Annotated in this window: 17 protein-coding genes, 3 tRNA genes and 1 pseudogene; 15 read left to right on the plus strand and 6 right to left on the minus strand. The window is 55.2% G+C overall.

The window, feature by feature from the left end:
- Positions 1–458 precede the first annotated feature (458 nt).
- From uvrY to ABLV76_RS00440, 8 genes are all read left to right on the plus strand, one after another.
- On the plus strand, positions 459–1,115 hold the full coding sequence (uvrY, locus tag ABLV76_RS00405) for a UvrY/SirA/GacA family response regulator transcription factor (RefSeq protein WP_002911539.1): 657 nt from the start codon (positions 459–461) through the stop codon (positions 1,113–1,115).
- Positions 1,112–2,944, plus strand: a complete 1,833-nt coding sequence (gene uvrC / locus ABLV76_RS00410) for an excinuclease ABC subunit UvrC (protein WP_004203456.1) — start codon at positions 1,112–1,114, stop codon at positions 2,942–2,944. The genes uvrY and uvrC overlap by 4 nt, the downstream gene beginning before the upstream one ends.
- Before the next feature lie 57 nt (positions 2,945–3,001).
- Positions 3,002–3,550, plus strand: a complete 549-nt coding sequence (pgsA, locus tag ABLV76_RS00415) for a CDP-diacylglycerol--glycerol-3-phosphate 3-phosphatidyltransferase (RefSeq protein ID WP_004141115.1) — start codon at positions 3,002–3,004, stop codon at positions 3,548–3,550.
- 150 nt (positions 3,551–3,700) lie between these two features.
- Positions 3,701–3,776 (plus strand) — tRNA-Gly (locus ABLV76_RS00420).
- A gap of 40 nt (positions 3,777–3,816) precedes the next feature.
- Positions 3,817–3,890 (plus strand) — tRNA-Cys (locus tag ABLV76_RS00425).
- A gap of 13 nt (positions 3,891–3,903) precedes the next feature.
- Positions 3,904–3,990, plus strand: a tRNA-Leu gene (locus ABLV76_RS00430).
- A gap of 1,479 nt (positions 3,991–5,469) precedes the next feature.
- Positions 5,470–6,351: a dihydrodipicolinate synthase family protein gene (locus tag ABLV76_RS00435; protein ID WP_017900232.1), complete on the plus strand. Its 882-nt coding sequence runs from the start codon at positions 5,470–5,472 to the stop codon at positions 6,349–6,351.
- Between the two features lie 98 nt (positions 6,352–6,449).
- Positions 6,450–7,118: a YecA family protein gene (locus ABLV76_RS00440; protein WP_004203454.1), complete on the plus strand. Its 669-nt coding sequence runs from the start codon at positions 6,450–6,452 to the stop codon at positions 7,116–7,118.
- A 25-nt stretch (positions 7,119–7,143) separates the two neighbouring features.
- Here the strand turns inward: ABLV76_RS00440 and tyrP are convergent, their stop codons facing one another.
- Complete coding sequence (tyrP, locus tag ABLV76_RS00445) at positions 7,144–8,355, minus strand: tyrosine transporter TyrP (protein WP_004203453.1); 1,212 nt, start codon at positions 8,353–8,355, stop codon at positions 7,144–7,146.
- A gap of 192 nt (positions 8,356–8,547) precedes the next feature.
- Here tyrP and ABLV76_RS00450 point away from each other — a divergent pair, with 192 nt between their 5' ends.
- Positions 8,548–8,787 carry a YecH family metal-binding protein gene (locus ABLV76_RS00450; protein WP_004203452.1) on the plus strand — a complete coding sequence of 80 codons (240 nt, stop codon included), beginning with the start codon at positions 8,548–8,550 and terminating at the stop codon, positions 8,785–8,787.
- A gap of 36 nt (positions 8,788–8,823) precedes the next feature.
- Here ABLV76_RS00450 and ftnA read toward each other — a convergent pair whose 3' ends face one another.
- Positions 8,824–9,321: a non-heme ferritin gene (ftnA, locus tag ABLV76_RS00455; protein WP_004203451.1), complete on the minus strand. Its 498-nt coding sequence runs from the start codon at positions 9,319–9,321 to the stop codon at positions 8,824–8,826.
- Between the two features lie 57 nt (positions 9,322–9,378).
- Positions 9,379–9,543: a hypothetical protein gene (locus tag ABLV76_RS00460; protein WP_032447041.1), complete on the minus strand. Its 165-nt coding sequence runs from the start codon at positions 9,541–9,543 to the stop codon at positions 9,379–9,381.
- Between the two features lie 187 nt (positions 9,544–9,730).
- Here ABLV76_RS00460 and ABLV76_RS00465 point away from each other — a divergent pair, with 187 nt between their 5' ends.
- The gene (locus ABLV76_RS00465) at positions 9,731–10,369 is read left to right on the plus strand and encodes an RpiB/LacA/LacB family sugar-phosphate isomerase (protein WP_004203450.1); all 639 of its coding nucleotides are present in this window, start codon (positions 9,731–9,733) and stop codon (positions 10,367–10,369) included.
- 37 nt (positions 10,370–10,406) lie between these two features.
- Here the strand turns inward: ABLV76_RS00465 and ABLV76_RS00470 are convergent, their stop codons facing one another.
- Complete coding sequence (locus ABLV76_RS00470; protein ID WP_049092171.1) at positions 10,407–11,828, minus strand: MFS transporter; 1,422 nt, start codon at positions 11,826–11,828, stop codon at positions 10,407–10,409.
- A gap of 147 nt (positions 11,829–11,975) precedes the next feature.
- On the opposite strand from ABLV76_RS00470, the gene ABLV76_RS00475 reads away from it, so the two are divergent.
- Positions 11,976–12,227, plus strand: coding sequence for a DUF2766 family protein (locus tag ABLV76_RS00475; RefSeq protein ID WP_004203448.1), 252 nt, complete (start codon positions 11,976–11,978; stop codon positions 12,225–12,227).
- A 37-nt stretch (positions 12,228–12,264) separates the two neighbouring features.
- On the opposite strand, the gene ABLV76_RS00480 is transcribed toward ABLV76_RS00475, so the two are convergent.
- On the minus strand, positions 12,265–13,776 hold the full coding sequence (locus ABLV76_RS00480; RefSeq protein WP_004203444.1) for an MFS transporter: 1,512 nt from the start codon (positions 13,774–13,776) through the stop codon (positions 12,265–12,267).
- Positions 13,777–13,841: 65 nt separating this feature from the next.
- Here ABLV76_RS00480 and ABLV76_RS00485 point away from each other — a divergent pair.
- Positions 13,842–13,976, plus strand: a pseudogene (locus tag ABLV76_RS00485) (succinate dehydrogenase).
- A 103-nt stretch (positions 13,977–14,079) separates the two neighbouring features.
- Here ABLV76_RS00485 and ABLV76_RS00490 read toward each other — a convergent pair.
- A complete protein-coding gene (locus ABLV76_RS00490; RefSeq protein ID WP_032425947.1) occupies positions 14,080–14,589 on the minus strand; it encodes a non-heme ferritin-like protein in 510 nt (169 codons plus the stop codon).
- A gap of 892 nt (positions 14,590–15,481) precedes the next feature.
- On the opposite strand from ABLV76_RS00490, the gene ABLV76_RS00495 reads away from it, so the two are divergent.
- The 3 genes from ABLV76_RS00495 to araH are packed head-to-tail and all read left to right on the plus strand — an operon-like array spanning position 15,482 to position 19,032.
- Positions 15,482–16,462, plus strand: a complete 981-nt coding sequence (locus tag ABLV76_RS00495; protein WP_004203441.1) for an arabinose ABC transporter substrate-binding protein — start codon at positions 15,482–15,484, stop codon at positions 16,460–16,462.
- A 60-nt stretch (positions 16,463–16,522) separates the two neighbouring features.
- Entirely contained in the window at positions 16,523–18,037 is a 1,515-nt protein-coding gene (gene araG / locus ABLV76_RS00500; protein ID WP_004203440.1) for an L-arabinose ABC transporter ATP-binding protein AraG, read from the plus strand.
- Between the two features lie 14 nt (positions 18,038–18,051).
- Entirely contained in the window at positions 18,052–19,032 is a 981-nt protein-coding gene (gene araH, locus ABLV76_RS00505) for an L-arabinose ABC transporter permease AraH (protein WP_004203438.1), read from the plus strand.
- Positions 19,033–19,133: the final 101 nt, after the last annotated feature.

The raw sequence follows: 19,133 nt of genomic DNA on the forward strand, positions 1-19,133 counted from the left end.
TATCCTCGTTTACTCGCTGCGCTATTGCGCTCTACTCAATGTGAAGGCCGCGCAGTATACCACAAGCGACAGAAAAAAAAGGAGTGCTTAATTTCTGTTCTCTCATCTGAGCTGTGAATGGTTTTATGCTTCAGATAAGACGTAATAGCCATCGTCAGGCCAATAATTGCCACTATCTATTTAGTACGTTAATAATTGTTACATATTTAGCTTCGTATTTATGCGCTACGTAATCTGTTGTGTTTTTTGTGCCTTCTGTATGGGGATTGTTAAAAAATAAGACTCGTGCAACCGACTGTTCGCAATGACTTTCCACTGAGTGTGCACAGACATTGCCATAAATGAGAGCCAAATCGAGGCGAGGGCATTTTTTTGCCTTTTAAAATAGCAATAAAACCCGGTAATATGTGGGAGATAAAGTATCAGTAGCGTTATCCCTCATTCTGGAGATTATTCCTTTGATCAACGTTCTTCTTGTTGATGACCACGAACTGGTGCGCGCAGGGATACGACGCATTCTGGAAGATATAAAAGGGATTAAAGTCGCTGGCGAAGCCTGCTGCGGCGAAGACGCCGTCAAGTGGTGCCGGGCTAATTCCGCCGATGTCGTCCTGATGGACATGAACATGCCCGGGATCGGGGGTCTGGAAGCGACGCGCAAAATTGCGCGCTCGGTAGCGGGCACGAAAGTGATCATGTTGACCGTGCATACTGAGAATCCCTTACCTGCCAAGGTCATGCAGGCGGGGGCGGCAGGTTATCTCAGTAAGGGCGCCGCGCCACAGGAAGTGGTGAATGCGATTCGCTGCGTCGCGTCAGGGCAACGTTATATTGCCTCTGATATTGCTCAGCAAATGGCGTTAAGTCAGATTGAACCGGAAAAAACAGAATCGCCGTTTGCCAGTTTGTCTGAACGCGAATTGCAGATTATGCTGATGATCACCAAAGGTCAGAAGGTGAATGAGATCTCAGAGCAGCTGAATCTGAGTCCTAAAACGGTTAACAGCTATCGCTATCGGATGTTCAGCAAATTGAACATTCATGGCGATGTCGAGCTGACCCACCTGGCAATTCGCCATGGCCTGTGTAATGCGGAGTCGTTAGCAAGCCAGTGAGTGATGTTTTTGACGCAAAAGCTTTCCTGAAAACGGTAACTAGCCAGCCCGGTGTGTATCGGATGTATGATGCTGGCGGAACCGTCATCTATGTTGGCAAAGCCAAAGATTTGAAAAAGCGGCTCAGCAGCTACTTCCGCAGCAACCTCGCGTCGCGTAAAACGGAAGCGCTGGTGGCGCTGATCGCGCAAATCGACGTGACCGTCACCCATACCGAGACGGAAGCGCTGCTGCTTGAGCACAACTATATCAAGCTGTACCAGCCGCGGTACAACGTGCTGTTGCGCGACGATAAGTCGTATCCTTTTATTTTCCTCAGCGGCGATACCCATCCGCGTCTGGCGATGCATCGTGGCGCCAAACATGCGAAGGGCGAGTATTTTGGTCCTTTTCCCAACGGCTATGCCGTGCGCGAGACCCTGGCGCTGCTGCAGAAGATCTTTCCCATCCGTCAGTGTGAAAACAGCGTCTACCGCAATCGCTCCCGTCCCTGTCTACAGTATCAGATTGGCCGCTGCCTCGGGCCGTGCGTGGCGGGGCTGGTCAGTGAAGACGAGTATGCACAGCAGGTGGAGTATGTGCGGCTGTTTCTTGCCGGCAAAGATGACCAGGTGCTGACTCAGCTCATCGCGCGGATGGAGAAGGCGAGCCAGAACCTTGAGTTTGAAGAGGCGGCGCGCATTCGCGACCAGATTCAGGCCGTCCGCCGCGTGACTGAGAAACAGTTTGTCTCTAACACCGGCGACGATCTTGACGTGATCGGGGTTGCCTTCGATGCCGGCATGGCTTGCGTCCATGTACTGTTTATCCGCCAGGGTAAAGTACTGGGCAGCCGCAGCTACTTCCCGAAAGTGCCTGGCGGCACCGAGCTGGGCGAGGTCGTCGAGACCTTTGTCGGCCAGTTCTATCTGCAGGGCAGCCAGATGCGCACGCTGCCGGGGGAAATTTTGCTCGACTTTAACCTCGGAGATAAGACGCTGCTGGCCGAGTCGCTGTCAGAACTGGCGGGGCGTCGAATCCATGTGCAGACCAGGCCGCGCGGCGACCGGGCGCGTTATCTTAAGCTGGCGCGCACCAATGCCGCGACGGCGTTAACCACCAAATTGTCTCAGCAATCGACCATTCATCAGCGTCTGCAGGCGCTGGCCTCCGTGCTGGAGCTGCCGGCGGTGAAGCGGATGGAGTGCTTTGATATCAGCCACACCATGGGCGAACAGACCGTCGCCTCCTGCGTGGTATTTGACAGCAATGGTCCGCTGCGCGCGGAGTACCGGCGATACAATATCGCCGGCATCACCCCGGGCGATGACTATGCGGCGATGAATCAGGTCCTGCGCCGTCGCTATGGCAAAGCGATTGATGACAACAAGATTCCTGATGTGATCCTGATAGACGGCGGCAAGGGGCAGCTGGCGCAGGCGAAAGCGGTATTTGCGGAGCTGGACGTCCCCTGGGATAAACATCATCCGCTGCTGCTGGGCGTGGCGAAAGGTAGCGATCGTAAAGCCGGCCTGGAAACGTTATTCTTTGAGCCGGAAGGCGAGGGGTTTAGCCTGCCGCCGGATTCGCCGGCTCTGCACGTGATCCAGCATATCCGCGATGAATCGCATGATCATGCAATCTCCGGCCATCGCAAAAAACGGGCGAAAGTGAAGAACACCAGCTCGCTTGAGACTATCGAGGGGGTGGGGCCGAAGCGTCGCCAGATGCTGCTGAAGTACATGGGTGGACTGCAGGGGCTGCAGCAGGCCAGCGTCGAAGAAATTGCCAAAGTACCGGGCATCTCTCACGCTCTGGCAGAAAAGATCTTCTACTCGTTGAAACATTAGGGGCTCTGTAGCAACATAGGGCTAATTTTTACTTACAACAGATAGTTACCCGTCACTATGCAATTTAATATCCCTACGTTGCTTACTCTGTTCCGCGTCATCCTGATCCCGTTCTTTGTGCTGGCGTTTTATCTGCCCTTTAGCTGGGCGCCGTTTGCCTGCGCGCTGATTTTCTTTGTTGCCGCTGTGACCGACTGGTTTGATGGTTTCCTCGCCCGTCGCTGGAACCAGAGTACCCGGTTCGGCGCCTTCCTCGATCCGGTGGCCGATAAAGTCATGGTGGCTATCGCCATGGTGCTGGTCGCTGAGCACTATCACACCTGGTGGGTCACGCTGCCGGCGGCGACGATGATTGCCCGGGAAATTATTATCTCCGCGCTGCGCGAGTGGATGGCGGAGTTGGGAAAACGCAGCAGCGTGGCGGTCTCGTGGATTGGCAAAGTAAAAACCACCGCGCAGATGACCGCCCTGGTGTGGATGCTGTGGCGTCCTTATCCGTGGGTGGAATGGGCAGGGATCGCGCTTTTCCTCGTGGCGGCGGTGCTGACGCTGTGGTCGATGCTGCAATATTTGAACGCGGCGCGCGGCGATTTGCTTGATCAGTGATCGTTTCGCCGTTATTTTCAGCAAACGATGCAAAGTTGCGAAAAATACCGTTGACTCACCGCGAGAGATAAGTAGAATGCAACGCATCGAACGGCGGCACAGTCTTCCAGACGATAACAAAATCAAGTGATTAGCAAATAACTTGATGATGCGGGAATAGCTCAGTTGGTAGAGCACGACCTTGCCAAGGTCGGGGTCGCGAGTTCGAGTCTCGTTTCCCGCTCCAAATTAATAGCATCGGCATAGGCGGGTGCTTCAGTATCAAAGGCGCGTTAGCAAAGCGGTTATGTAGCGGATTGCAAATCCGTCTAGTCCGGTTCGACTCCGGAACGCGCCTCCACTTTATATCCCGAGCCCGGATGGTGGAATCGGTAGACACAAGGGATTTAAAATCCCTCGGCGTTCGCGCTGTGTGGGTTCAAGTCCCACTCCGGGTACCATTGGGATAAAAGCAGAATAATCAAAGCAATAAGCAGTGTCGTGAAACCACCTACGGGTGGTTTTTTTGTTTTTAAATCCCTCTTCATCACGACATGTCATCCTGTTTCTCTTGTCCATCTTGCGCTACACCCGAATTATTGTCACTGGCTAAGCCTGCGCCTGATGATACGGTATGGCGTTCTGACTCCGGGCAAGGAGAGGCTTGAAGTCAAGGTCTGTGGTTGGCACAGACTTCTGGCATAGAAGCTTACCGTAGTGAAGCAGGTCCGGGTCGCGGTGGATAATCGGCTTAACGGGTGGGGGATAAGGCGTTCGGGACGATCTCGCTCCCCCAGGCCAGCAGGGAGGAAGCGATTGGGTACAAGACGAGACAGCGGACCGGCGTTGAAACCGTCTCTATAGTTCGAGGTTGAAAGAAAGTACTGCCGATATAAATACCATCTCATCCGTAAGCGAGGGGAATTTGCCGGTAAATTTTTCTTCAGACTCAGGGGGATAACGATATAGCGAATAATTGTCCCCAGAAGCGATGCTCTCCAGTTGAATATGAGAGGGTTTCCGCAGTGAAAAAGCTAACAGATAGAAGTTCGTCGTATGCTGAGCTAGTTCGGCGACTAATGCCGGGGGCACCTTTACAAGAATGATCTCTTCTCTGCAGCAAATGACAAAAAGCTTGCCATCCGCGCTTTTTAATATGTTCCTGAACCTCTTTACTGCCCGGACGTAATACGCCTAAACGGTTCGAGGGATCGCGATGGGTGAAAATCGTCCTTCAGGCAATCGATGACCATCGCGGGGCAGGAAAAAATCCAGTCAAAAGGCAGTGTGGTGTTTTCAGATTGAATTTTTTCAGTGTCCGCGATGTTAAACAATGGCTTCCTGGCGACACAATGTGCTTTACAGCCAACCGCTTTTGAGTCTCCGTCCCTGATACACAATGTGGCGGGAGACACATATTCTCGAATGCCATTCTGGATGTTGTTAATCCCTTGAACTCGTCACTGTTTATCAGCGATGCGTTAAGAAGTTGCGCTGATTCTGCAAGCGGCTTGTCAGAAGTTGCGTGAGGATCTCCAGGTCGACCCAGTAATATTTTATACGTTGACTTTATTAATCATATTTTTAGATATTTTTCCTGGTTGTCATCTGCCATTTTTTATCCATTTGAAGCCGTAGTGGTACCTTATTTAATTGCTGCTTATATATAACAACATCAATCATGCGGTCTTATGGCAAATTGATTCAAGATTGGCAATGCAGCAAAAAATAGCGACTGCAGGGAACGGCGTCGTTGAATATCCTCGGCAGAATCGGGTGGCTATCGATGCCTGGGCTGACAGCGGCAATATCGCGAATAGGATCGCCACGTAGTGGAGAACCACTCCATTGTCACCGGCAATCGCTCATTTGTCCCAGGACAAAACCATCTCTCCCTGCTACTATCGTCCGGACACTTCTCCCAGCCTGCCGGAGGCATCATGTTCACAGGGCTTTGCGCATTTCCGTTGACGCCGCTGCATCAGCAAAATATCGATGAAAAAGCGTTTATTCGTATTCTTGCTCGTCTTACCGATGCGGGAGTCGACTCCCTGGGCATCTTAGGTTCAACCGGCAGCTACGCTTATCTCAGTCGTGAGCAGCGCAAGCGGGTCGTGCAGGTGGCAAAGGCGCATGCCGGGTCGACCCCGATGATGGTCGGCGTCGGCGCCATCGCCACCAGCGAGGTGCTGCGGCTGGTGGAAGATGCCCAGCAGGCCGGGGCGGATGCATTGCTCCTGCCGATGATGTCCTATCAGCCGCTGTTTGCGGAGGAGATCTATGCTTTTTACGAGGAGGTCTGCCGGCATGCCTCGGTGCCGGTTTGCCTGTATGACAATCCCCGTACCACCCATGTGACGTTATCGGATGAGCTGCAGGGGCGCATTGCCGCCTTACCGGCCATCGCCTCGATTAAAATTCCCGGTCTGCCCGCGCCACAGGCCAGCGAACGGGTGGCGGCGCTGCGTCGTCATCTGCCTTGCGGCGTCACGCTTGGCGTGAGCGGTGACGTCCGGGCGACAGCGGGCTTGCAGGCCGGCTGTGAGGTCTGGTACTCGGTCTGCGGCGGACTCTTTCCCCGGATCTCACTGGCGCTGGTAAAAGCCATCCGTCACGGCGACGCGGAACAGGTGGCGGCGCTGAATAAGCAACTGGCGCCCCTCTGGCGGTGCTTTGACCGCTACGGCGGCAGCCTGCGGGTGATCGCCGCCGCTGCGGCCATCCTGGGATTGTGCGACCCTGACTCGCTTCCCCGCCCCTTGCTGCCGTTAGGGGAGGAGGCCTGTCGCGACGTGGCGGCGGCGCTACAAGGGCTGGCCTGATTGTGTCGGGTCGGCGCAGGCGCAATGGGCGCAGCCGGGTGGCTTTCTGCCGGCATTTCGGCTACTGTAGGCCCGATTTTTACCATGCGAGCCTGTAAATGAATACCGGACCCTTAAACGAAAACGAACTGGAATGGCTGGACGAGACGCTGGCGAAATACGCCACCGAAGGCGCTATTCTGGATGTCTCTGAACTGGATGGCCTGCTGACGGCGATCCTCTCGGCGCCCACCGCTATTGAACCCGCCCAGTGGCTGTTGGCGATCTGGGGTGGCGCAGATAATGTGCCACGCTGGGCCAACGACCGCGAGCGCGATCGCTTTGTCAATCTGACGCTGCAGCATATGAGCGATATCGCCGAACGGCTTGAGTCTTATCCCGATCAGTTCGAACCGCTGTTCGGCACCCGCGAAGCGGAAGGTCAGGAGCTAACCATCGTTGAAGAGTGGTGTTTTGGCTATCTGCGCGGCGTGGCGCTGAGCGACTGGTCGACGCTACCCGCTGAACTTCAGCCTGAGCTGGAGGCGATTGCGCTTCACGGTAGCGAAGAACAGTTTTCCGCGCTGGATAATCTGACGGCGGATGAATTTATCGCCAGTATCGAGCGTATCACCCCGGCGGCGCTGGCGCTTTACCAGTACTGGATGGCGAATCCGCAGCCGGAGGTGGTCCCGCAGCCGGTAAGAAATGAGACGAAAGTCGGACGTAACGATCCCTGCCCGTGCGGCAGCGGTAAAAAGTATAAGCAGTGTTGCTTAGCGAAATGAAAAAGGGGCCGGCTGGCCCCTTCTTTTATCCCACCGCCGGTAACAGCCCGGCGACGATGCAGAACTGGATCGCCACGATGCCGATCCCGCACAGCAGGACCAGCCACAGCGCCGGGGCCCCGCCGGCCACCCGCCAGGCGGCCTGCGGATGCAGTCGGCGACTCTTCATGACCAGCATGGCCGGTAACATCAGGGCCAGAACGGCCAACGCCACCCCGGCGTAGCCCAGGGCCATGACGAAGCCGCGGGGATAGAACAGGGCGAACGCCAGCGGCGGCAAAAAGGTGATCATCCCGCTCTGCAGACGCCCGCTGACGTTGTTTTTGCGCTGAAACATATCGGCCAGATAATCAAACAGCCCGAGCGAGACGCCGAGGAAGGAGGTCGCCAGCGCAAGGTCGGCAAACAGGTGTACTGCCAGCTCCACGTGCGGTGACGCTACCACTTCGCGGATCGCCTCCAGCAGACCGTTCAGACCGGCATGTTGCGCCAGCAGGGCGGTAAAGGCTGGGGCGTCAATACTGCCCAGCGTCGCCAGCTGCCAGAAAATATAGGCCACCAGCGGAATAAAACTGCCGATAATAAACACCCGACGCAGTTTACGGATATCGCCCCCCAGATAGCTGACGATGCTCGGCACGCTGCCGTGAAAGCCGAAGGAGGTAAAGATCACCGGAATGGCCGACAGCGCCAGGCCTTGCTCAACCGGCAGCGTGAGGAGATTCACCTGATGAATGTGCGGCATCAGCAGGGCCAGCATAATCACCAGGAAGACGATTTTGGCGCTAAACAGGAAGCGATTGAACAGGTCGACCAGCGCGGTGCCAATGCACACCACCGCCCCGCCGAGCAGGGTGAAGATCAGTACGCCTGCGGCCGGCGGCAGCTGCCAGTCCAGCCACTGGTTGAGGCTGGAAGCGAGTAATTCGCCGGCGCCACTGATGTAGGCCGCCGTGAGGGCGTATAACAGAAACAGCATGCACAACCCGGTGATCCACTGTCCGTAACGGCCCAGATAGCGCGCCGCCAGAGAACCGAGCCCCATATCGGCAGGGACATGCTGGTAGACTTCCAGCAGCAAAAGGGCGGTATAGCACATCAATGCCCACAGGGTGAAAAGTAAACCCAGCGTGACGGTAAACCCGACGCCTGCGGCGGCCAATGGCATTGCCAACATTCCTGCACCGATTGTGGTGCCGGCTACGATTAAAATACTGCCCAGAGTGCGGTTCTTCACGCTTTTCGCTATCCCTACAGCAAATCACAATAATTTATGCCGCGCAGAGTAGGGGATATTGCGTCTTTCGTCAAATCAGGGTTACAAGCAGTGTAATCAAAAATTTACGAATTCGAAAGGGCGAAAGCCTGCGCTGGCGCAAGGCGCGGGCCGCCGGTCTGGCCTAAGCTGACGTTTTTTTCCGGAGGGGTTATGTCTTCTATACATGGTCATGAAGTGCTGCAGATGATGCTGGCGTCGGGGGAGTGCTGGACGGCAGCTTCGCTGGAGGCGGCCATACACCGTCGCTTTGGCGCAGAGGCGCGCTTTCACACCTGTTCGGCGGAAAATCTGAGCGCTGCGGAGCTGGTGGCGTTTTTAGAGCAAAAAGGTAAATTTATTGCCAGAGCGACAGGGTTTACCACCGCAGAAAATAAGATTTGCCAGCATTAAAAATGCCGCGACGGAGAAGCGTCGCGGCGCGAGCAATTAATTCTGCGTATCGAGAGTGGCCAGCTCTTTGTCGATAAAGTACAGACCTTCACCGCTTTTCCCGGCGAGGGTCAGTTTGTCAATTACCGATTTAAATAATTTCTCTTCTTCATGCTGTTCGGCGACATACCACTGCAGGAAATTAAAGGTCGGGTAATCCTGACTGGTCATAGCCGCGTGCGCCAGTTCATTAATTTTTTGCGTGATCAGCTGCTCGTGCTCATAGGTCTGGCGGAACAGTTCATCCAGTGACGCATACTCGGCAAACGGGGAGGCGATGGCGTTGATGCGCGGCAGGCTGCCGGTGTCGGTCAGGTAGTCGAACAGGCGCTGCATATGGGTCATCTCTTCCTGGGCATGGCGGCGCAGGAAGGCCGCAGCCCCTTCAAAACTATGGTAACTGCACCAGGCGCTCATCTGCTGATAAAGAAGAGAAGAATAAAGTTCAAGATTCATCTGTTCATTCAGTTTGTCGATCATTTCCGTTTTCAGCATCGTCGCGCTCCTGGAATTAAAAAATAGATGTTATCGGCTGCCACTATAATTTGTTATTTAATTATTTGCAAAAAGTAAATTTAAAAAGGATTTATTTAAAATGCTAATGGGAATAACACGCATTGGCAATTTAATAATAAATGAGAATGGTTTTAATTTATTATTAGTTTTTTGCGGAGGCGAAACGACGCCCTCTGCGGGTTGCCTGGTGGGGAGCGCCATGCGGAGTGGTCCTGATGAGGGGCGACACGGTAACCTGAGCGGCAGAGGCGGTGAAAGTGTGAAGCGCTGCGTAATTTTTAAAACAACTTTTCATAAAATTTGAAAGTTTGTTTTCCAGGTAGTAGAGTGCAGTCAACGCCAATGACATTCTGCGGGCAGGCCCGCACAGCATTCAGGAGAGTAAACCATGAAGATTGCACTGATGATGGAGAACAGCCAGGCGAACAAAAACGCCATCATCCTCAAGGAGCTTAACGCGGTTGCCGACGAAAAAGGATTTCCGGTCTTTAACGTCGGTATGAGCGATGAGAACGATCATCATCTGACCTATATTCACCTCGGGATCATGGCCAGCATCCTGCTGAATTCGAAGGCGGTTGACTTCGTGGTCACCGGCTGCGGTACCGGCCAGGGAGCGCTGATGTCGCTGAACATCCATCCTGGCGTGGTCTGCGGCTACTGTATCGACCCGGCGGACGCGTTCCTGTTTGCCCAGATCAACAACGGTAACGCGCTGTCGCTGCCGTTTGCCAAAGGTTTCGGGTGGGGCGCCGAGCTGAATGTGCGCTTTATCTTTGAAAAAGCCTTTACCGGTCGTAACGGGGAAGGCTACCCGCCGGAGCGCAAAGAACCGCAGGTGCGTAATGCCGGGATCCTCAACCAGGTCAAAGCGGCGGTAGTCAAAGAAAATTATCTCGACACCCTGCGCGCCATCGATCCGGAGCTGGTGAAAACTGCGGTCTCTGGCCCTCGCTTCCAGCAATGCTTCTTCGAAAACTGCCAGGATAAAGCGATCGAAGCGTTCGTCCGTCAGATCGTCGGGTAATCGTTATCAGGGCCAGCGCCGCTGGCCCTTCCATCATTCAGGTTTTCTTCGCCGACACGCTGCTGCCTGCCGTTTTAGCCAGATGCAGGCTGTCGATCATCCCCACCAAACAGATCACCGCGATAAACACAAATGCCAGGCGAAAGCTGATCCCCGGCACGGCGGAAAGGTGCAGCCAGTCGCCGACCTGTTCCCCCAGGCGAATGCCGATCGCCCCAAGCGTGATCCCCAGCCCCACCGCCAGCTGCGACGCGGTACTGAACAGGGTATTGGCATCGCTCATCTGCGCGGCGGGGACATCGGCAAAGGCCAGCGTGCTCACGCCCGTGAACTGGACAGAGCGAAACACCCCGCCGAGATAAAGGATCAGCATGATCGCCCAGACCGGGGTTTGTGGCGTGAGCAGCGCGCAGGCCAGCAGCGAACAGACGTTCAGCGCGCCGTTGATCAACAGCAGGCGACGAAAGCCCAGCCAGCGGATCAGCGGCGTGGTGGCGGGTTTAATGGTTAAATTGCCGACAAATACCGCCAGCACCAGCAGACCGGAGTGAAAGGGATCCATGCCGAACCCCACCTGAAACAGCAGCGGCAGGAGAAAGGGGACCGCGCTGATGGAGGCCCGGAACAGCGAGCCGCCGTACATCGTCACCCGGAACGTCGGCACCTGCAGGGCGTCGAGACGAACCATAGGCGCCGCCGCCCGGCGGAAATGACGAATGGAATATAACAGACAGCCGAAGCCCAGCGCGGCGAGGGCCAGCGTCGGCCAGAACTGCGGCTGACGATCGCCGAGCCGTTCCATCGCCGTGACCAGGCTAACCATCGCCACCGCGGTCGTGATAAATCCTGTCATATCGAAGGCGCGCCGCGCCGTTTCGCGGATATCAGGAATGATGCGCAGCGACAGGATAATCGCCGCAACGCCCAGCGGGACATTGATAAAGAAGATCCAGTGCCAGCTGGCGTAGCGGGTAATAAACCCTCCCAAAGGCGGGCCGATAATGGGGGCCACCAGCGCCGGCCAGGTGAGGGTGGCGATGGCCTTGATCAGCAGGTGTTTCGGCGTGGTGCGCAGTACCGCCAGACGGCCGACGGGGACCATCAGCGCGCCGCCGATCCCCTGCAGGATACGCATGGCGACAAAGGTATGCACCTCGCTGGAGAGGCCGCAAAAGATCGAGGCAAGGGTAAAAATGGCCAGGGCGAGGGTGAAGATAGCCCGGGCGCCGAAGCGATCGGCGATCCAGCCGCTGGCCGGGATCAGCACCGCGAGGGTTATCAGATAGGCGCTGATGCCGATATTAAGCTCGACGGCGGTGACGCCAAAATCTCTCGCCATGTCGGGCAGGGCGGTAGCGATCACCGTCCCGTCGAGAAACTCCATAAAAAAGGCGCCAGCCACCAGCAGCGCCGGGGCTGAAAAGGCACGTTCGTTACCGGAAGAGATCGCGGTGTTCATGTTGTCGCTGCCATCAAGGGGATCCTCGGCAAAGCGGCAGCAGAGGCGCCGCCAGCCACTCGGGTGGTGAAAAAAACCTGCCGCGGCAGGTTTTATTATCGTTATCGATTTAGGGTACTATTACGCTCCTGAAAAAAGGAGTAATTAATGTCTCAACATCTTACCGAACACGACGAGCTGGTTTCCGATGTGGTTGCCTGCCAGCTGGTTATCAAGCAGATCCTCGACGTGATTGACGTCATCGCGCCGGTGGAAGTGCGTGAAAAAATGACCAGTCAGCTGAAAGCCATCGACTTCGCCAGTCACCCGGCTTCTGCCGACCCGGTGACGCTTCGCGCGGTGCAAAAAGCGATTGCCCTGATTGAGCTGAAGTTTACCCCGCAGGAAGAAACGCATTAATAACCGGCCCCGCGGATTACCGCCGGGGCCTTTTTCTTTAATGAGAAACCACGGTCTGCACTGGCGCAGGCTCAGCGGTTTTAAACAATTTGCTGTTGCCCCAGCACTCTTCGTAGCGATGGCCAACCAGATCCTCAACGATTGCCCGCACCTCCGGCGCAATATCACTGATTTTACCGCCAGCTTTAATCCGCGCGACTTCCTGCAGAACCACCAGATGAGCTTTACGGTCCAGTTTCATCTGCTTACTGAAGACGATGGCGGCCAGGGCTAAGGCGACGACACCGACGCAGAATACCACCGCGATGGCGGTCACGGCGCTTTCCGGTTGGCTGTGCGCTTTTGACTGGAAACCGTAAAAGCTCAGGATGGCCCCCATCGAAAACACCACAATCGAGCGCAGAATTTTCCCTGAAAAGGTCATGGCGCCGGCATAGATGCCTTCCCGGCGGCGTCCGGTGTAGATTTCGTCGACGTCGGCGAGGAAGGTGTAAACGGTCCAGGGAATATAGTAAACCCCGCCGGTCCCCAGGCCGAACAGCACGGTAATACCGAACATCAGCACTGTCGCCAGGCCTGACGGCAGATGGAAGAACCACAGCGAGGTATACAGCAGGACTGCGAAAATCACGATCCCCAGCGCGAGGATATAGGGTTTGCTAAAGCCCTTTTTCACACACAGGCCGATAAACAGCGCGGTGGAGATCAGCTGCAGAATCGAGTTCAGGCTGTTCAGCCCGGCCACCATTGCCGGATCGTGCTGCAGAACGAATATCACGAAATAGGTGAAGATGGAGGCAAACAGCCATTCCGCGCCAAACCCGCACAGGTACATACCGAGATGTTTGCGGAACACGCGCAGATAAAAGGTGGAACGCATGTCTTTCGCCAGCGACAGCAGGGTGCTCAGCAGCCCCTTTTTCGCGCTGGTATCCACGGCTTCCGCACGCTCGCGCTCCCAACTGCACAGCCACAGGCAGGTAATCGCGACGATCAGGATCGCGCCATAGGTCAGCCCGGTGAGGAAGAAAGGGGTGGCGGAATCTTTGCCGTACAGCAGAATGAACTGTCCGGGAATAAACGCGGCGAGGAAGTTGGCCAGCTTGCCGAAGATGGCTTTATAGCCGGTGAGCTTTGAGCGTAGCGAGAAATCATCGGTCATCTCTGTCGCCAGCGTCTCATAGGGCACCATGATGGAGGTATAGATGATCTCAAACACCACATAGGTACACAGGTAGTACCAGAAACTCAGGCCCTCTACCCATAGCAGCGGGTAGAACAGCATCAGAGGAATGCCGATCAGCAAAAAGAAGCGCCGACGTCCAAAGCGCTTGCCTAACCGCGTTTTGCCAAAATTATCCGTCAGATAGCCCATCAGCGGGTTGCTGATGGCGTCGATGATGCTGGCGACGGAGAAGATAAATGAGGCCTCGATCAGCGTCAGGCCGCAAAAGGTCGTATAAAAATAGAGTAGCCATGCTCCGCTTATCGCCAGTGCGCCACTCCCTAACAGATTACCGCCGCCGTAGGCTAACTGATGGCGTAACAAGATCGGTCTTCCCTGCAGCCCTTCAGAGGCTGAAGCCGTGTATCTAGCCATAAAAAATAAACCTCGTGTTTTATATTTTTGAAACAGTGTTTTTATATTTCTTTATGACTCAACAAAAAGTGACCGCGCTCACTAATCCCCCCTAAGGGGTAACGGTGACGAGGGAATGGGATCGAGTTAAAACTTTTTTATTCGTTTGAGGAATAAATAGCAGGGAAGAATAGCAAGAACGGATTAATAAACAGGGCGGGGCAGCGCGAACGCGCTCCCCCTGACCGGGCGAGAAAGGCCCGGCGCGTCTGATTAGTGGGGGTTCTGTGACGCTCCGACGAGGGTCATCAGACGGCGATCGGTCTGTTCCATACCTATCCCGGCTTTGTCGGCATTGCGAATTTCCTCGAGCACGCTTTGCAGCAGCAGCCCATCCTGCTGCTGCTCTTCCGCCAGGCGGGTCAGAAAACGCCAGGTGTTGTCATCGCTCTGCGCTTTGGCTTCCTCGGCGAGACCGCTCAGCATACTGCTCCGCTGGCGGTAATCGACCAGGGTTTGGGTAAAGAGATCTTCCAGCGAGGTACATTCGGGATTACAGGCGCGGTCGGGATTGACTATCGGCCAGCTGCCGGCTTTTTTCAGATAGTCAAATACGCGCATGGTGAGGGTGATGCTGCATTGCGCGCGGTTGCGCAGAAATGTCGCGGCGCCGTCGAAGCGATGCCGGGCACACCACTCGCTTAAGTTCAGGTAAACGTTAGAGGCGTGGAACTCAAGGTTCATCTGGGTGTTTAGCTTTTGTGCCATTCCTGGAACTGCCATAAAAATATCCTTATTAACCGGGAAGGGGTTACTGGTGCGCGTCAACGGTTCCTGGAGCAAACAACAGGATAAAAGAGTGACGCGCTGCACTGTTGCAGAATAATAAAACTCTACACATTCCGTATGAGTCGGGTAATTTTTCCACTTGCCGACAATTTAAGAATACTCGCTGAATGCGATTAAGAAAACTCTCAAGATGGATAATTTACGTTTTGTTACACCATTATTCCTGCATGACGACATGCAGTGGGATTGCGGCTCAGGCTGGGGCGTGGGTGCGGTGTGTCAGGTATAAGTTATAGATATTTGACTACGAGATTCATCGTATAACTCAAAGCTATAAGTTATTTCAGAGGGCAATGTTTCGTTGTGATGATAATTATTTTTATTTTTTGTTGCAGGCTTTTCTATGCAGCGGGAATATCTTTTATCAATTCGGAATAAATTACGCAAAAGATCCGTTTTATCGCGATATAAAACGGCCGACGCTGGACTGGCGGCGCGCGTCTGTTGCACAACAGCGCCGGCGGGCAGTCGACCGCCGCTGCGACCCCCTTAGCCGCTGGTTATAACAGTGCCGTAACCCTCTGTTAAACACCCACTGACATCACAAGGATAAGCCTGCTGGTGGTATAGATGATCCTGCTATTCACTGGTTAAATTGTATGACAATTATGTCTTTTTTTATGTCTTTTTTTGCTAAATCTATGTACGCAATTACTGTAATTCCGCGATGTGATAATGCTCTCGTATGGAGAAATAATTTCCGGGTATTACTACTCTAACAACGGCAGTAGGGGATGCGATTTTTCTAATGCCTTGTTTTGATGCTGATAAAAAAGTTAATTCCGATTTTTCCCTACATGAAAGCGAATTAAAGCTGGAGTTTACCATGCACAAATTTACTAAAGCGCTGGCGGCCATTGGTCTCGCAGCGGTTATGTCACAATCAGCTATGGCGGAAAACCTTAAATTAGGTTTTCTGGTGAAACAGCCGGAAGAGCCATGGTTCCAGACCGAGTGGAAATTTGCTGATAAAGCAGGAAAAGATTTAGGCTTTGACGTCATTAAAATAGCGGTACCGGATGGTGAGAAAACCCTGAACGCCATCGATAGCCTGGCGGCCAGCGGCGCGAAGGGCTTTGTCATCTGTACCCCCGATCCTAAGCTCGGCTCGGCGATAGTCGCTAAAGCACGCGGCTATGACATGAAGGTGATTACCGTCGATGACCAGTTCGTCAACGCCAAAGGTAAACCGATGGAGAGCGTGCCGCTGGTGATGATGGCGGCCAGCGAAATTGGCGCCCGCCAGGGACAGGAGCTGTATAAAGAAATGCAGAAACGCGGCTGGGATGTCAAAGACACTGCGGTGATGGCCATCACCGCCGATGAGCTGGACACCGCCCGTCGTCGCACCACCGGCTCCATCGATGCCCTGAAGGCGGCCGGCTTCCCGGAAGCGCAAATCTACCGCGTTCCGACAAAATCTAACGATATCCCGGGGGCGTTTGACGCCGGTAACTCAATGCTGGTCCAGCACCCGCAGGTGAAACACTGGCTGATCGTTGGGATGAACGATAACACTGTGCTTGGCGGCGTGCGTGCCACAGAAGGGCAGGGCTTTAAAGCGCCGGATGTGATTGGTATTGGCATCAACGGCGTGGATGCCGTCAACGAACTGTCGAAGGCGCAGCCGACCGGCTTCTATGGCTCCCTGCTGCCAAGCCCGGACATCCATGGCTATAAAACCAGTGAAATGCTCTACAACTGGGTCACCAAGGGCGTTGAGCCGCCGAAGTTCACTGCGGTGACCGATGTGGTGCTGATTACCCGCGATAACTTCAAAGAAGAGCTGGCGAAAAAAGGGCTGTAACAGCCCGGTTGAACTGGCCCCCGCCGCGGCGGGGGCTGAGTGCAGAAGAGCGGAGTCGTTATGCAACAGTCTACCCCTTATCTCTCATTTCGCGGCATCACCATGACGTTCCCTGGCGTAAAGGCCTTGTCCGATATCAGTTTTGACTGCTACCCAGGACAGATCCACGCGCTGATGGGCGAAAATGGCGCAGGCAAATCGACGCTGTTGAAAATTCTCAGCGGTAACTACATCCCCACCGCTGGCCACCTGCAGATCGGCGGCCAGCAGATGGCGTTCACTAATACGATGGCGGCGCTCAACGCCGGCGTGGCGATTATCTATCAGGAGCTGCATCTGATCCCGGAGATGACCGTCGCCGAAAATATCTATCTTGGCCAGCTGCCGCACAAAGGCGGCATCGTCAACCGCTCGCTGCTCAACTATGAGGCCCGTCTGCAGCTGGAGCATCTGGGGCTGGATATCGACCCGGAGACGCCGCTGAAGTATCTCTCCATTGGCCAGTGGCAGATGGTGGAGATTGCCAAAGCGCTGGCGCGTAACGCCAAGATTATCGCCTTCGATGAACCGACCAGCTCGCTCTCCGCCCGGGAGATCGACAACCTGTTTCGCGTTATCCGCGAGCTACGGGAGGAGGGGCGGGTCATCATCTATGTTTCACACCGGATGGAAGAAATTTTTGCCCTCAGCGATGCCATCACCGTCTTTAAGGATGGTCGCTACGTCTGCACCTTTGACGATATGTCGAGCGTCAGCCACGACGCGCTGGTCCAGGCGATGGTCGGGCGCAATCTGGGTGATATTTACGGCTGGAAACCTCGTCCCTATGGCGAAGAGCGGCTGCGTCTGGAGGAGGTCAAAGCCCCGGGCGTGCGCACGCCGGTCAGCCTCTCGGTGCGCAGTGGCGAAATCGTCGGCCTGTTCGGGCTGGTGGGCGCCGGGCGCAGCGAACTGATGAAAGGTCTGTTCGGCGGGACGCGGATCACCGGCGGTCAGGTGTATATCGATGGCCAGCCCGTCGACATCCGCAAACCGGCCCAGGCCATCCAGGCCGGGATGATGCTGTGTCCGGAAGATCGTAAAGCGGAGGGGATTATTCCGGTTCACTCCGTGCGCGACAATATCAATATCAGCGCCCGGCGCAAGCATATCCACGCCGGCTGCCTGATCAACAACGCCTGGGAGGCGGACAACGCCGATCAGCATATCCAGTCGCTGAACATTAAAACGCCGGGCCCGGAACAGCTGATCATGAACCTGTCTGGCGGCAACCAGCAGAAAGCGATCCTTGGCCGCTGGCTGTCGGAAGAGATGAAGGTGATCCTGCTCGATGAGCCCACCCGCGGCATCGATGTCGGCGCCAAACATGAAATTTACAACGTGATATATGGCCTCGCCGCCGCCGGTGTCGCCGTGGTATTTGCCTCCAGCGACCTGCCGGAAGTGCTGGGCGTCGCCGACCGCATCGTGGTGATGCGTGAAGGGCAAGTCGCCGGCGAACTGCTGCATGAAGAAGCCAATGAACAGCAGGCGTTAAGCCTTGCGATGCCAAAAGTGAGTCAGGCTGTCGCCTGAGTAAGGAGTAAATGATGTCATCAGTGACTACGTCCGGCGCTACCCGCTCTGCCTTTAGCTTCGCCCGTATCTGGGATCAGTTTGGCATGCTGGTGGTGTTTGCGGTGCTGTTTATCGGCTGCGTAATTTTTGTGCCTAACTTTGCCTCATTCGTCAATATGAAGGGGCTGGGGCTGGCGATCTCGATGTCCGGGATGGTGGCCTGCGGCATGCTCTTCTGCCTGGCCTCCGGCGATTTCGACCTGTCGGTGGCGTCGGTTATCGCCTGTGCCGGGGTCACTACCGCGGTGGTGATTAACCTGAGCGAAAGCCTGTGGCTGGGGATTGCCGCCGGTCTGCTGCTGGGGGCAGTCAGTGGCCTGGTCAACGGCTTTGTCATTGCCCGTCTGAAGATAAACGCCCTGATCACCACGCTGGCCACTATGCAGATTGTCCGCGGCCTGGCCTACATTATCTCCGACGGTAAAGCGGTGGGGATCGAAGATGAGCGCTTCTTCACCCTCGGTTACGCCAACTGGTTTGGTCTGCCGGCGCCGATCTGGCTGACGGTCGCCTGCCTGGTGGTTTTCGGATTATTACTAAACAAAACCACCTTTGGCCGTAATACGCTGGCTATAGGCGGCAACGAAGAGGCGGCGCGTCTGGCCGGCGTTCCGGTGGTGCGCACCAAGATTATTATCTTTGTGCTCTCCGGTCTGGTGTCCGCCGCGGCGGGGATTATCCTGGCGTCGCGAATGACCAGCGGCCAGCCGATGACTTCGATTGGCTATGAGCTGATTGTTATTTCGGCCTGTGTGCTGGGCGGGGTGTCGCTGAAGGGCGGGATCGGCAAGATCTCCTACGTGGTGGCCGGGATCCTGATCCTCGGGACCGTGGAGAATGCGATGAACCTGCTTAACATCTCGCCGTTCTCGCAATACGTCGTGCGCGGGGTCATCCTGCTGGCGGCGGTGATCTTTGACCGCTACAAACAAAAAGCCAAACGTGCGGCCTGATTTCAGGCATAACTTTTAAGTCTACAGAGTAATTGCCGCCAGCGCCCGTTTCGCTGGCGGTATCTATCAAAAATGGCGAGGTTGGTCACACTGTCTATACT

This window comes from Klebsiella sp. GB_Kp047 (genome assembly GCF_040065235.1).
Taxonomy (GTDB): Bacteria; Pseudomonadota; Gammaproteobacteria; order Enterobacterales; family Enterobacteriaceae; genus Klebsiella; species Klebsiella quasipneumoniae.

What these genes read in the sequence shown, in the direction of transcription:
- ABLV76_RS00435 (WP_017900232.1), top strand. Translation starts at nt 5,470, where the DNA reads ATGTTCACAGGGCTTTGCGCATTTCCGTTGACGCCGCTGCATCAGCAA.
- araG (WP_004203440.1), top strand. Translation starts at nt 16,523, where the DNA reads ATGCAACAGTCTACCCCTTATCTCTCATTTCGCGGCATCACCATGACG.
- ABLV76_RS00490 (WP_032425947.1), bottom strand. Translation starts at nt 14,589, where the DNA reads ATGGCAGTTCCAGGAATGGCACAAAAGCTAAACACCCAGATGAACCTT.
- ABLV76_RS00470 (WP_049092171.1), bottom strand. Translation starts at nt 11,828, where the DNA reads ATGAACACCGCGATCTCTTCCGGTAACGAACGTGCCTTTTCAGCCCCG.
- ABLV76_RS00450 (WP_004203452.1), top strand. Translation starts at nt 8,548, where the DNA reads ATGTCTTCTATACATGGTCATGAAGTGCTGCAGATGATGCTGGCGTCG.
- pgsA (WP_004141115.1), top strand. Translation starts at nt 3,002, where the DNA reads ATGCAATTTAATATCCCTACGTTGCTTACTCTGTTCCGCGTCATCCTG.
- ABLV76_RS00440 (WP_004203454.1), top strand. Translation starts at nt 6,450, where the DNA reads ATGAATACCGGACCCTTAAACGAAAACGAACTGGAATGGCTGGACGAG.
- ABLV76_RS00475 (WP_004203448.1), top strand. Translation starts at nt 11,976, where the DNA reads ATGTCTCAACATCTTACCGAACACGACGAGCTGGTTTCCGATGTGGTT.
- araH (WP_004203438.1), top strand. Translation starts at nt 18,052, where the DNA reads ATGTCATCAGTGACTACGTCCGGCGCTACCCGCTCTGCCTTTAGCTTC.
- ABLV76_RS00460 (WP_032447041.1), bottom strand. Translation starts at nt 9,543, where the DNA reads ATGGCGCTCCCCACCAGGCAACCCGCAGAGGGCGTCGTTTCGCCTCCG.
- ftnA (WP_004203451.1), bottom strand. Translation starts at nt 9,321, where the DNA reads ATGCTGAAAACGGAAATGATCGACAAACTGAATGAACAGATGAATCTT.
- ABLV76_RS00495 (WP_004203441.1), top strand. Translation starts at nt 15,482, where the DNA reads ATGCACAAATTTACTAAAGCGCTGGCGGCCATTGGTCTCGCAGCGGTT.
- ABLV76_RS00465 (WP_004203450.1), top strand. Translation starts at nt 9,731, where the DNA reads ATGAAGATTGCACTGATGATGGAGAACAGCCAGGCGAACAAAAACGCC.